This is a genomic window from Butyricicoccus sp. AM78-15b2TA (genome assembly GCF_027665985.1).
Taxonomy (GTDB): Bacteria; Bacillota; Clostridia; order Oscillospirales; family Butyricicoccaceae; genus Agathobaculum; species Agathobaculum butyriciproducens.
In genome coordinates, this window is record NZ_JAQEHY010000006.1 from 125,174 (window position 1) to 137,476 (window position 12,303).

Sequence of the window (12,303 nt, forward strand, 5' to 3'; positions counted from 1 at the left end):
TTAATATTCGATTTTAACGCAAAAGGATTTGCAAATTTCATTGCGATTTCTTAAAGCTGCGACTCCGAAAATGCATCCTGCTCCTGCTGAATCATCAGTTCAACGACCTGCAGGATACGCTGTTGTGATGCAACAGGAAGATTTTCCAGCTTTTTTGAAAGCACTGAAGTCTGATAATCCGGCGAACTCGTCAAGACATCGCAGAACACAGCATCCGCCGGAACTCCAAGCGCATTCAGTAGTTGAACCAGCTTTTCGCACCGCGGAAACGTCATGCCGCGTTCAATCGTAGAGATATAATTGATGGTCACACCCATCTTCTTTGCAAACTCCTCTTGTGTCAGGCCAAGTTTTTCCCTGCACTGCTTAAAACGCTGTCCAATTCGCTTATCAATCATTTTTAATCCTCGTTTCTATTGTTCATCAGTAATACACAGAAATGCTTGGCCTTTTATTTCTTCTGTTCGAAGGAACTTAAAATCCCTCCAACTCGTGCATAGCGAAACAGTAAGTGTGCATTATGATGTAGAAATTCCGTGAAATATGCGGTTTCCTGCTCTGTAAAGCCATCGCACATCAACCATCGATAAGACGGCAGTTCACACCGTGCGGAATCAAAACCACCCATTTTCGGTCGCTCAAAATGGACCTGCACCGTCTCGCTGTTGCCTTCTCCCAATACCCGCGAATGCGTAACTAAGGTTTGATCTGCGAATTCCATATATTCATACATCATAAGCGCTACGCTATATTCTCCTGTATATCGCTATACGTTTAATTCATCTGTTTTGCGTCAGCCAGTTGACCACGCTTTATCCCTTGAGCGGCTCTGGACAGGTCTGCTGTACCCAGCGAAGAAAATCATGCACTGTGGTGTCTTCTATTTTCAACTGCGTCTTACCCCCATTACAAAGCGGAAGTTTAGTGACAACGCCATCCAAATTCACCACAAACAAAAAATCATTTTGACGCGGATTTTCACAATTCCAGATTTCCGAAAAGATACCATACTGGACTAATCGGCCGTGTAAGTATACCATCAGGCCTGCAGACTTGCGATCGCCGCGATAAAATCGCCAGTTTTCCGGCATCGGGTTAATCTTTCCAAAAGTATACTGTGCATACACTTCGCTATCATGCTTTACGATATTTGCACGGTCATAGCCCACGTTTTGCTGTGCCCAAATCGGTGAAAGCGCCATCAAATCAATGATCTGTTTCTGGCCAAGCAGCGGAGTCCATAGCAACTGAATACTGAGATGGCTGTCCTCCTCTTCCTGCTGTTCCTTCGGAAGCAACGGTGCATACGTCACCCGCAGTATCTCAACCAGCATCGCAATCCGTTCTTCATCACTCTCCGTGCCTTCCAATCCGCGCTCAAAAACGCTGCGCGAGAGCATCGACGAAATAATCGTTCCCGATCTTCTCAGTCTTTTCATTTCTTTAGGACTGAGCGATTCAAACGCCATCTGCTCTGCATATGGTGCACCAATGTACGAGCACTCACCATTGGTGGTTTTGGTGCGGATTTCCCACGAAAGATTTTCCGGATCAGCGTTAGCTAAAGCAACCTTCAGGCCCATTCCACATCTCTTATAGGCCAACGCGCCTTGCAGAGCCCCAACACTGAAAATCTGATCAAAATCCTCCCTGGCCATTCCGTATCCATCGTCTGTGACTTCCAGTGAAAATTCATCAGTATCCGTCTGCACCAGATGTACAGTAATCCTTGTTGCAGCCGCTGCCCGAGCATTATCAATAAACTCGTTGATAATATTTGCGAAGTTGAGTTGTTCCTTGCTTAGCACGCTCCATATACCGCAGCATCGAGGCTTAAAAGCATTTTCCATAGTTTTCCTCCCATTGTGTAATTTTGCATTCGCGGTTTTTCGGTTTTTAGGATTTATAAAAATCCTGAAAAGTGATAGAAAAGCAAAAAAGTATGCAGGTTTTAAGCCTACACACTCGCAAAAATTACACACCAAGGAACAGAATATATCACTTCTTGAAAACTTGTGCAACCTATATTGCGGTCTTAAGCAAAAAAAGGTATACTGTTATTGCGGTGCGGATTTTATCCGTTGTGTAGGTGGGGTGTCACCTGCGCAGGCTGACAAGGGTTGCCGCCCTTGTCAGCTGCTGTTTTTGTCTTCTTAAATATTATACCATACATGGCATCATACCTAAAGGTAAAAATTCAACAGATATTGCATTTCACTGTCGATATTTTTATATGATATCATACTCTTTATAAGGAGGTTCTATATGCCCACTTCAGAAGCTCGTAAACGCGCTTGTAAAAAATATGAGCAAGAGAAAATCGACCGTATTCCGCTTCGTGTTCCCAGAGGGAAAAAAGCTCAGATACAGGAACGTGCAACATCGTTAAACGAATCGATAAATGCTTATATCAATCGCATAATCAATGAAGATTTAGCCAAATCGGATACTTAAATAACGAGCTGATGCTATCGCATTGGCTCGTTATTTATCTATTCAGCTATATTCTCTATATAATTATCTCTCCTATCATAATCGCATTCACCCATCAATAGGGCCATACCTTTCACGCAAATCTTCCAACTTCGCTTTATCAAAATCCGGATTATCTTTCAGAATACCTGTCAATGATTCCGTTGCGCTGGCTGCAGGCGTATTTTTCTTATCCTTTGTAAGCCTCATCCAAAGACCTTCGCGTTCCAGTTTATCCCGACAGTATTTACGATTGATTTTATTCGTTTGTTTGCGCAATTTCCGAATACCTTTCGGAATATCTGTACAGCCGATGTTTTTCAGATACTCCTGTATCGTACCGATAGAGCCCAGTCTCATGCCACACCGGAACCCCTTAATATAGTCCAGTTTATTCTGCTCACTTTTCTCCGGTAGATCAATCAACGATGCCCGGATACCCAGATAGTAATCCACTGCTTTATGAAAGTCTGCTACCGTTTCCTGTGCAGTATGCCCCGCAAAGTAAATACTGCATTCTGCATCCATCAGGATACCGATAAAGGTTTTCGTCTCTTCATCATAGTCAACAACGCCTCGGCAGTCACGATATTCGATTACACGGTTCAGCTGTACGTCGTAACCAGTCTTGGAATCAGCAATACTATCAGATGCTCGGCAGGCCTGCTCCTGTACCTCTGGAATGCGACTGTTAAAAAGCAGTTCCAGCGCAGCCTTGCATGCCGGTACATACATCTTGCAATCCCAGTCCAGAAACTCACCGGTTATCTGCATAGAAATACCGTTGGGACCGCTTACCACCACCAGATTATAGTCATCGTCCAAATAGCAATCCGCATTCGGACACCATATTTCACGATTTCCATCGTATCGGATCAGCACACCATTCTCCAGTGCAAGCACCTGCACAATATCATTCTTGCTGTTGTATAATCTGATTTTCATAGATTATCCCTGCTTTTGCCTTATTTTCTTTAATTTACACCAGTATTTTCTCATCCGAGTTTTGTGCCTTTATAATTCGAAACGATTTTAATTACATTTATACATGGTATAATAAACCTCAACAAGCACTTTGTCAAGCATCATACAAACACATTTCTTCTTCAGTTATTTGTAAAAGTAAATTTCTGTTGGGTGTGGAATTTAACCTTACAAACGGGACTATGGAAATTAACCTTACAAATAAAACATTATCTCAGAACAGTAAAAAAGAGAAGACTGCAGCACCGCAATGCTGAACTGCACCCCATTTGTTAGACAGTATGATATACTATCTAACAAGTGGGGTGTTTTGCTATGCCAAAAGGAGTACCAAACAAACGATATACGCCGGAATTCAAAAAACTGGTGATTGAAACCATGCAGGAAGAGAAATTGAGTTACAGCGAAACCTGCCGTAGATTTGAGGTAAGCAGCAGAGATCGAATCAAATCATGGGAGCAAATCTACCTGGAGGAAGGGCCGGAAGGCTTTGCCGTTGAACGGCGCGGCCGCAGCAGTAAGGGCCGTCCGCCAAAGCGGCTGCCGAAGGAGGTAACGGAAGATCTGCTGGCAGAGGTTTAGCGGCTGCGTGCGGAGGTAGACTACCTAAAAAATTTGCAAGCCTTGGTTTTGGAAGACGAGCGACGCCAGCACAAAAAACGCTGATAGTTCAAAAGCTAAGGCAAAAACACGCACTCAGTATACTGCTCTCAATCGCTCAACTGCCCCGTGCAACTTTCTACTATCATTTGAAGCAGATGCAGAGAGAAGACAAATATGCATCTGTTAAGCCTGCAAATAAAAAGTCAAGCCCTCAAGCGGACTTGACAAAAGAAAATATCGCAGGCAGCGGGCGGAGAAAAGCACAACACCAAAAGGCCGCCGCGAATGCGCCGACCTGCAGAGCCTGATTACAGCTGTTTATTTCGTGTGATGCAAGCCTGTGGAATCCATATCTACAGGCGGCAGATCTTCCAATGCAGCGAAGTATGCCATCCTACCTCGCACCTTCGGCACATCAATATGAGCCATGTCGTTCACCTCCAATTTTTCATTTTGCGTAAGTTTGCGATACACCACTCTTGCCGTCTTGTCAATACGTTATGCGAAAGTTTTTACGCGAAACGCAATTTTTGCTTGCGCAACGTATTTGCCTGTGATATAGTTAACTTATCATAAGAGGGAGGTACTCATTATGGGAAATATATCATCTGTCTTGAAAGCAAAGCGCAAAGAATTAGGACTTACACTCGCACAGATTGCCGAAAAAATCGGCGTAACCGAAGCTACTGTGCAGCGTTGGGAAAGTGGAAATATTAAATCGTTACGGCATGAACGCATTGCCAAACTGGCTGACATTCTCGGCGTTACTCCTGCTGTATTGATGGGCTGGGACGAACCCACCGCACTAACTCTCCCCTCCCCCACCATCACCGAGGACACAGTGACATTTCCGGTCATCACCAGCGTAGCGGCGCACTACGACGGCGTATCCATCGACGAGAGCGCGGCCGGCGAGAAGATCGAAGTGCCGCGCGCCTACCTCAAAGGCCGGAAAGCCGAGGACTTCTGTGCTATGCGCGTGCGCGGCGACAGTATGTATCCGGCGTTCCAGAACGGCGACATCGTGCTGGTACTGCGTCAGTCCACCATGAACCACTCCGGCGAGATCGGCGTGATCAGCTACGGCGATGACGAAATGACCATCAAACGCATCAACTATGTGGACGGCGAAGACTGGCTCAAGCTTGTGCCGCTCAATCCCGCGTACCCGCCCCGCCGCATTGAAGGCGTAGACCTCGAAAGCTGCCATATCATCGGCATCCCGCAGGTGCTGATACGGGAATATTAAGAAAAGGAGCTATCCCGCATGAATGACCTGAAACCTGCTCTTGCACAGCTTGCGAAGGACTGCGGTGCACGCAAACTCGTCCTGTTCGGCTCCCGCGCACGCGGCGATAACCGTCCGCGCAGTGATATTGACCTTGCTGTGTTCGGTATGCCGGAGGAGCAGCAGACGCGGTTCTGGTGCGGCATGGACGATCTGCCGACCCTGCTGAAATACGACGTTGTGTTTGTCGACGACTACACCTCGCCCGAGCTGCTTGCTGAAATTGACCGAGATGGAGTGATACTGTATGAAAACCAAACGCGATAACTTTGTAAATGCTGCACATCGACTGGCGGAGGCGGTAACGGACTATCGGAACATCCGAAACGACACCGTCCGCGACGGCATGATCCAGCGGTTTGAATTTACCTTTGAGCTGGGCTGGAAGGCACTCAAGGAATATATGCTCGACGCTGGCATGCAGAATACCCTGCAATTCCCAAAGCAAGTGCTGCGTGAGGCGTACGCCGCCGAGCTGATCGACGATGAAAGCGTCTGGCTGGATATGCTGAATGCCCGCAACCAGACTTCGCATATCTACGATGACCATACTGCCGCTGTTATCGCAGCAAAAATCCAGAACGCCTATCTGCCCGAGTTGCAAAAGCTCGCCGCGCGGTGGGAGAAATAAAAAATCCAGCCCCGGTGCTACCAACACCAGAGCGGGACATGAGGTACTGATAAACTTCCACATCCATCAGTACCTCTATTTTACCATTTTTTACTGTAAGAAAGGGGTTATTTTTTTGCTAAGAAAAAAGCCAACCCGCAAGGACAACCGCTACGAGTACAAGCTGACACTCGGGCGCGACATTCACGGCAAGCCGCTGCGCAAGTCCTTTTACAGCACGGTGAGTCTGTCCGATGCGAAGAAGAAAGCCGAGGAGTACCGCGTAGCCTCCGAGGTGTCGGCTCGTACCGGTGAAGCCTTTGTGCCCTCCACCTACAAGCAGCCGTTCGTTGACGTCAACACCTATGAGCTGACCTATGTCAGTCTGGTCGAGGGTCATCTGATCCCCTATTTCGGGGCGGCGCGGTTGAGCGATATTCGTCCGGCGGACATACAGGCGTACTTCGCCACAAGGACGGAATGTTTGGAGAGCCGGCTGAAGAAATGAACTGCACCCCATTTGTTAGACAGTATGATATACTATCTAACAGATGGGGTGATTTATTATGTCAAGAGGAAAACCAAACAAACGATACACGCCAGAATTTAAGAAGCTGGTCGTGGAAACCATGATGGAAGAAAGGTTGAGTTACAGCGAAACCTGCCGTAGACTTGAGGTAAACAGCAGAGATCAGATCAAATCATGGGAACGAATCTATCTGGAAGAAGGGCCAGAAGGCTTGACGGTCGAACGGCGCGGCAGCGACTGCGTGCGGAGAACGATTACCTAAAAACTTGCAAGCCTTGGTTTTGGAAGACGAGCGACGCCAGCGCAGAAAGTGCAGGTAGTTCAAAAGCTGAGGCAAAGACATTCTCTGGATATTCTTCTCTCAATCGCTCAACTGCCCCGTGCAACTTTCTACTATCATTTGAAGCAGATGCAGAAAGATGACAAATACGTATCTGTTAAGCCCTCAAGCGGACTTGACAAAAGAAAATATCGCAGGCAGCAGGCAGAAAAAAGCGCAACCCTAAAAGGCCGCCGCGAATGTGCCGACCTGACGATCTAGATTACAGTTGGTTATTTCGTGAGATGCAGACCTGTGGATTCCATATCTACAGGCGGCAGATCCTCCAGCGAAGAGAAGTATGCCATCACCTTGCCATAATAACGGCGCAGAAACTTATTGCCCGCAGCTATCATGTAAACATAGTACGGCTTGCCCTCGGCACGCTTCTTGTCCATGAACTGGAACACTGGTTCGTCTGCCGGAGCACGTTGCAGATGTACTTTCATAATGTTGAACAGCGTTCTGCGCAGATATGGAGAGCCACGCTTGGTGGTCCTATTGCTACGGGAGCAGTAATTGCCTGATTCGCTCGGCGCGGGGTCAATACCTGCAAAAGCAACAAGCGACTGTTTACGCTCAAAGCGGCGCACATCACCGATTTCCGCCATAAGCTGCGGTCCAAGGGATTCGCCAACACCGTACATTTCCATGACGACAGAGTATTCGGGCAGCTGAGATGCCAGCTTGTTCATCTCGCTGCGGTAAGTTTCTACGCTGCGCGAGATCGCTGTGAGCTGGTCAGCAGCGGCCTGAACGAGCGTTTTCGTGACAGAGGTTTTCTGCACCAGTACAACAGCGGACTTTGCCAGAGCATATACCTCGGCAGCTTTCTCTGTGCTGAACTGGTAACGGTTTCGTTTGCACCATTTGCGGTAACGCTCAGTAAAAGCGTTCAGACTGCCGCTGCGAACGCAATCAACATGCCAGAAGTCATGGGTCAAATCAACCCATTTCTGCGTGCCGTCACCGCGCACAGGGCTGTCAAACAGCTTGCGGATACCGGGAAAAGACTGTTCCTGAAGTGCGATGAGGTTGTTTGCAGTAGCGGTTTTCTGCTTAATGGCCAGCTGAAACTGACGGTTCATAGTTTTCAAATCGTATCGAATCGTATCCATAGGAGTATAATCACGCAATTCGCTCCAATTGTCAAGAGCATATTTGGCAATCTTTATCGCATCTGCCTTATCGGTCTTGACCTTGCGGAGAGAATTATTGCCGTACTCTTTGATAAGCAAAGGATTGACTGCCGAAACGTAATATTATAGCGTTTGAAAACCTTTCTCAAATAAGCAAAATGATCCTTATCTTCTTGGGTCAGCGGAGCAACCCAGCCGGTTTCATCTGCATGCCTCTCCACCTGACGGAGATATTCAAGTCGCTTCTGATCCATCATTAGGTACCTTTTTATTATAAAAAACTAGGACGCCGTCGCAACGCCGCCCCGTACAAAAACTATAAATCGTTTTTTGATGCTGCAACTATTATATATACTCTCAGTCTGAAAATCAACCCTCATTCTCCAACTTTTTAGAAGATGTGGTATGATTGATTCTTATAAAATCTGACGGATTAGACTTTTCAAATTTGACTGAATGATATTCTGAAATTTGACCGATTGAAATTGTAAAATCCGACTAAATGGCCTGCAATAGCAGCAAGATGCATAAACCGCCCATACAGCGGCGCCTGCACGGACTTTCAGCGACATCTTGCCGGAGAAATAGCGCCACCTCGCTGGAACGCAGCGACAACCTTTTGAATTCACGATATCTATGCAGAAGCCTGCGACGACATGAAAACAGAGAACTGGCTGAACTGTCATTCTCATGCTTTCAATTATTTCGGCGGCGTGAGCAAAGCTGCTCATCTGGTACAATGGGATAAGAACAACTTTTAGGAGAGATTTGTACAAGCTGTTTCCTAAAATATGAGCCATATTATGTAAGATAGCCGGTACAGTAGAAGCCGTTCTCAAATGAGGACGGCTTCTCTGGTTCACTTTTCGTAGGGGATACGGAAATAGTCAAGATAGGCTTTGTACTTATCCTGTGCGGTTAAGCAGGTATCCGTAAGATATCCCTTTTCGTTATACCATTCCTTGAGACCGCGATAATAAAACAGCTTGAGGTTTTCTTCTATGATAAACGGAACGATGTTGTATTTGAGACATTCCTTGAACATGATAAGCCGTCCAACGCGGCCGTTGCCGTCTTGAAATGGGTGGATACGCTCAAAGCGCACGTGAAAATCCAGAATATCGTCCAGTGTCTTTTTAGGAACGGCATTATAGTCAGATAGCAGAGCTTTCATTCTATCGGCAACTTCTTCCGGAAGTGAGGTCTGCATACCACCGACCTCATTTGGCAAACGCTTATACTCGCCAACGGCGAACCAGTCCTTACGGGAATCGCTAGTGCCGGTTTTCAGAATATGGTGCAGTTTTTCGATGAAATGCTCGCTTAGCGTGCTTGCTGCATGATCTATGATGAGATCAATGCAACGGAAGTGATTCGAGGTTTCAATCACATCGTCCACATTCAGCACCTCGTTTTCTACACCGATGGTGTTGGTTTCAAAAATATAACGTGTCTGGTCGTGCGTCAGGCAGCTGCCCTCGATGTGGTTAGAGTTGTAGGTCAGGTCGATTTGGGTTTTGTGATAGATGCCTCCAGCATACTTGGTTCGTTTTTCTTCCTGCAGAATGGAAAGCAATGTTTTGACAGGCGTTTTTTTGCCGTTACTACGAGCAGGCTTTTCCGCATTCTCGGGAATGTGCCATGTTTTGCCGATCAGCACAGCACCCGGAATACGTTCCTGTGCACAGTAATTTCGCACACTTCGTTCGGAAATATTCCACTTTTTCGCTGTTTCTGCAACAGAAAGATAGTTCATATGCTCACCTCCGAGCGGGATAGCTGTATTTATAGTATACCATATTATCGGCAAGAAATATACAGAAGTACAGAATGAGTCGGATTGTTTTTTGCCGATGCATAGGTCAAAAGCCGTTCTCAAATGAGTACAGCTTTTTCATTACCCGAAAAAGGAGAAGATGTCGCTCTATTACGTGAAAGTGTCGCTGAAACTCCGTGCAGATGCCGCTCTCACTCCGATTTATGCACAAGATATTGCGTATTTAGCATAGTGATTTTTCTTGTTTCGCGCTCAAAAGCGTGGTATGCTGAGAGAAAAGTAACATACAGCGGATATTCTCCCTATCCGTTGAGAAGGAATACAGAATGAAGATCACCTATGCAGAAGAAAAAGACATTGCTGCCATCGCCGCTTCTGCCGCCTGCTTTCCGCCGGCAGAAGCGGCAACCGAGCAGGAATTTGTCGAGCGGATTAAGTATTACAGCAATCACTTCTGGCTGCTGTACGACGCCGACAAGCTGATTGCGTTTGTCGATGGGTTTGTCACGGACGAGCCGGATTTGACCGATGCAATGTACGAAAACGCCTGTATGCACAACGAAAACGGTGCATGGCAGATGATTTTCGGTGTCAATACCCTGCCGGAGTACCGCAAACGCGGCTATGCCGGTGAGCTGATCCGCCGTGCCATCGCCGATGCCAGACAGCAGGGCCGCAAGGGACTGGTGCTGACCTGCAAGGAACGGCTCATTGCGTACTACGCGAAATTCGGCTTTGTCGACGAAGGCGTGTCCGAGAAATCCACGCACGGAAATGTCCGGTGGCACCAGATGCGGCTGACGTTTTGAGAAGTTAGAGGCACGAAACCGCTGCTTTTTGACGGCAATCACATAACATAATATCTACTATTCCGCAAGGCGTACGCTTCTTACCCCAAGAAGCAATCCCCAAAGCAAAAGGTTTATGGTCCTTTGCTTTGGGGATTGTTCTGTCCCCCCGCTTATGCGGGGATAATTTGCCGATTTTCAAATCTAAGCGCTTACATCAAATTGGGGTGACCCCGCAAATGCGGGGAAGAATTGTAAGACACTTTGCGTGTCTTCCATTCCTTTTTCGAGAGTTACTCATATTTTTAAGTAATACCCAAATCGGCGTCTATCAAGCGTTTTGACGGCGATATCGGCACATTCCTCAGCTGACAATTCTGTCAGCTCTGCAATTTCTTGAAAGGACAAACCGTCATAACGAGCCTGCAAAATAACATATTCAAGCTCAACCCATTCAAGAGCTTCCTTCCAAGGCACGCCAGGTTTATAGGGCTCCTTAGGCACCTTTGGACGACAGTTGTAACACACACCATCCCGTGCAGGAGTACGTCTTTTCCCACAGATAATGCAAATCTGTGCAGAATTAACCCTTTTCTTGTCCCGGCACCATTCACACAATCGATCCTCAGAATTTGTGAGGTGTTCCTTACAGTCTTTACATACATATTTATATTCTCTCATATTGATTCTCCTCATATATTTCCGCAGCATTTACTCATCCACATTCTGCGATGTGCTTGCGACGGCGATGCACACGCCTTGCTGCTTCAGATACTTTCTCTTCAGCGCTTTTCGGTGCAAATAATCGGGTATTCTGCCATGCGTGTGTAACTGCTCCGACCGGTGCGACAGCCGCCATTGCTTTTCGCATCGAAGCATCGCGCGGGTGAACGTAGTAGTGCGTGGTCGTGGTTACATCCGCGTGTCCAAGCAGACCCGCAACCGTTGCAACATCGATCCCCTGCTCGATCTCACGGGTGGCAAATGTATGCCGTTACGGTATAATAACGACAAACAGAAAAAGCCTTTATTTTCAAGGGGTTTGAGCGTTTGTCGTCTTTTATTCAATTCCTTTTCCAAGTTGAAAATTGACGAAAACTATAAAGAAAAAAGGAGGCTGTTTTATTAACGACAAAATTTAATAGTGCCAGCGGTCCGGCTTTATGTCTGACCGCTGGTTGCCGTGGGCGTTTCACTTTTATAGGTGGACGCCCTTTTTTCATACTCATTTTCGAGAGAAAGGAGATCCACATGGAATTAAACGAAATGGAAAAAAAGCTGCTCTTTCAAGTGGAGGGCGATTATCAGACAAAGATCCTGAATGAACTTTATATGACCGTGCGGTATTCAAATAATTCCGAACAGCGGGAGGCGGCAGAAGGTCTTATGGCAAAACTTCGTGTTCTGTCAAATGCAGAGTGCATGGACTTGGTAAAAGATATTCAGAAGAATTACCGTCTGCCCTATCCAGCCCGGACGATTGGAGAAAAGATCGCCGAGGCCAGACAACAATCAGGGGCAGAAAAATTGAAGGGGCATGACATCATGGCACTTGAACGCTTTGATCCAGAAGTAAAGCACATGATCGTCTTTGATGTATTGTCTTACGATTCCCCTGTTGGCGACAAAGGCGATAAGATGCGCTTGTTCCTTACAGATGCCGGCTATCAGAAATTTTTAGAGAGCCAGGAACGGGGCGAAGTGAAACTGAAAAACCATGCGAAGGTCTCTGACGGTCATCTCCATTATGACCGCAGGGATCATGCCTTGTAACGGAATAGTCGAAGAAAGGAG

At 46.7% G+C, this 12,303-nt stretch carries 15 protein-coding genes and 2 pseudogenes; 9 read left to right on the forward strand and 8 right to left on the reverse strand.

Translation table 11 applies throughout. From position 1 onward, the window contains the following. Positions 1-50 precede the first annotated feature (50 nt). From PGS25_RS07775 to PGS25_RS07785, 3 genes are all read right to left on the reverse strand, one after another. The gene (locus tag PGS25_RS07775; protein WP_110435676.1) at positions 51-398 is read right to left on the reverse strand and encodes a helix-turn-helix domain-containing protein; all 348 of its coding nucleotides are present in this window, start codon (positions 396-398) and stop codon (positions 51-53) included. 53 nt (positions 399-451) lie between these two features. Then, a complete protein-coding gene (locus PGS25_RS07780) occupies positions 452-721 on the reverse strand; it encodes a hypothetical protein (RefSeq protein WP_270418205.1) in 270 nt (89 codons plus the stop codon). Positions 722-812: 91 nt separating this feature from the next. Next, positions 813-1,850 carry an ATP-binding protein gene (locus PGS25_RS07785; protein WP_270418206.1) on the reverse strand — a complete coding sequence of 346 codons (1,038 nt, stop codon included), beginning with the start codon at positions 1,848-1,850 and terminating at the stop codon, positions 813-815. 415 nt (positions 1,851-2,265) lie between these two features. Here PGS25_RS07785 and PGS25_RS07790 point away from each other — a divergent pair, with 415 nt between their 5' ends. Continuing rightward, positions 2,266-2,454, forward strand: coding sequence for an antitoxin (locus tag PGS25_RS07790; RefSeq protein WP_270418208.1), 189 nt, complete (start codon positions 2,266-2,268; stop codon positions 2,452-2,454). A gap of 87 nt (positions 2,455-2,541) precedes the next feature. Here the strand turns inward: PGS25_RS07790 and PGS25_RS07795 are convergent, their stop codons facing one another. After that, positions 2,542-3,417 (reverse strand): hypothetical protein, encoded by an 876-nt coding sequence (locus tag PGS25_RS07795; protein WP_270418210.1) that lies wholly within the window; start codon positions 3,415-3,417, stop codon positions 2,542-2,544. Positions 3,418-3,771: 354 nt separating this feature from the next. On the opposite strand from PGS25_RS07795, the gene PGS25_RS07800 reads away from it, so the two are divergent. The 6 genes from PGS25_RS07800 to PGS25_RS07825 all read left to right on the forward strand — a co-directional run bounded on the left by PGS25_RS07800 (position 3,772) and on the right by PGS25_RS07825 (position 6,748). Continuing rightward, a complete protein-coding gene (locus PGS25_RS07800) occupies positions 3,772-4,038 on the forward strand; it encodes a helix-turn-helix domain-containing protein (protein ID WP_118646736.1) in 267 nt (88 codons plus the stop codon). A gap of 613 nt (positions 4,039-4,651) precedes the next feature. Continuing rightward, positions 4,652-5,308: a LexA family protein gene (locus PGS25_RS07805; protein WP_270418211.1), complete on the forward strand. Its 657-nt coding sequence runs from the start codon at positions 4,652-4,654 to the stop codon at positions 5,306-5,308. Positions 5,309-5,326: 18 nt separating this feature from the next. Next, on the forward strand, positions 5,327-5,614 hold the full coding sequence (locus PGS25_RS07810) for a nucleotidyltransferase family protein (RefSeq protein WP_110435685.1): 288 nt from the start codon (positions 5,327-5,329) through the stop codon (positions 5,612-5,614). Next, entirely contained in the window at positions 5,595-5,978 is a 384-nt protein-coding gene (locus PGS25_RS07815) for a nucleotidyltransferase substrate binding protein (protein WP_117490229.1), read from the forward strand. Before PGS25_RS07810 ends, PGS25_RS07815 begins: the two co-directional genes overlap by 20 nt. A 115-nt stretch (positions 5,979-6,093) precedes the next feature. After that, positions 6,094-6,465, forward strand: coding sequence for a hypothetical protein (locus tag PGS25_RS07820; RefSeq protein ID WP_270418212.1), 372 nt, complete (start codon positions 6,094-6,096; stop codon positions 6,463-6,465). Between the two features lie 58 nt (positions 6,466-6,523). Then, positions 6,524-6,748 (forward strand): helix-turn-helix domain-containing protein, encoded by a 225-nt coding sequence (locus tag PGS25_RS07825; RefSeq protein ID WP_270418213.1) that lies wholly within the window; start codon positions 6,524-6,526, stop codon positions 6,746-6,748. A 290-nt stretch (positions 6,749-7,038) separates the two neighbouring features. Here the strand turns inward: PGS25_RS07825 and PGS25_RS15745 are convergent. Continuing rightward, positions 7,039-8,064 (reverse strand): annotated as a pseudogene (locus PGS25_RS15745) (transposase); the annotation flags it as partial. 739 nt (positions 8,065-8,803) lie between these two features. Beyond that, positions 8,804-9,700, reverse strand: a complete 897-nt coding sequence (locus tag PGS25_RS07840) for a Fic family protein (RefSeq protein ID WP_270418214.1) — start codon at positions 9,698-9,700, stop codon at positions 8,804-8,806. Between the two features lie 347 nt (positions 9,701-10,047). Between PGS25_RS07840 and PGS25_RS07845 the strand changes: the two genes are divergently transcribed. Next, positions 10,048-10,530: a GNAT family N-acetyltransferase gene (locus PGS25_RS07845; protein WP_270418215.1), complete on the forward strand. Its 483-nt coding sequence runs from the start codon at positions 10,048-10,050 to the stop codon at positions 10,528-10,530. Between the two features lie 276 nt (positions 10,531-10,806). Here PGS25_RS07845 and PGS25_RS07850 read toward each other — a convergent pair whose 3' ends face one another. Together PGS25_RS07850 and PGS25_RS15750 are read right to left on the reverse strand one after the other, a co-directional pair. Continuing rightward, positions 10,807-11,190 carry a hypothetical protein gene (locus PGS25_RS07850; RefSeq protein ID WP_117490253.1) on the reverse strand — a complete coding sequence of 128 codons (384 nt, stop codon included), beginning with the start codon at positions 11,188-11,190 and terminating at the stop codon, positions 10,807-10,809. Positions 11,191-11,224: 34 nt separating this feature from the next. Continuing rightward, positions 11,225-11,491: pseudogene (locus PGS25_RS15750) on the reverse strand (hypothetical protein); the annotation flags it as partial. A gap of 269 nt (positions 11,492-11,760) precedes the next feature. Between PGS25_RS15750 and PGS25_RS07855 the strand changes: the two are divergent. Further along, on the forward strand, positions 11,761-12,282 hold the full coding sequence (locus PGS25_RS07855) for a DUF5720 family protein (protein WP_005361050.1): 522 nt from the start codon (positions 11,761-11,763) through the stop codon (positions 12,280-12,282). Positions 12,283-12,303 lie beyond the last annotated feature (21 nt).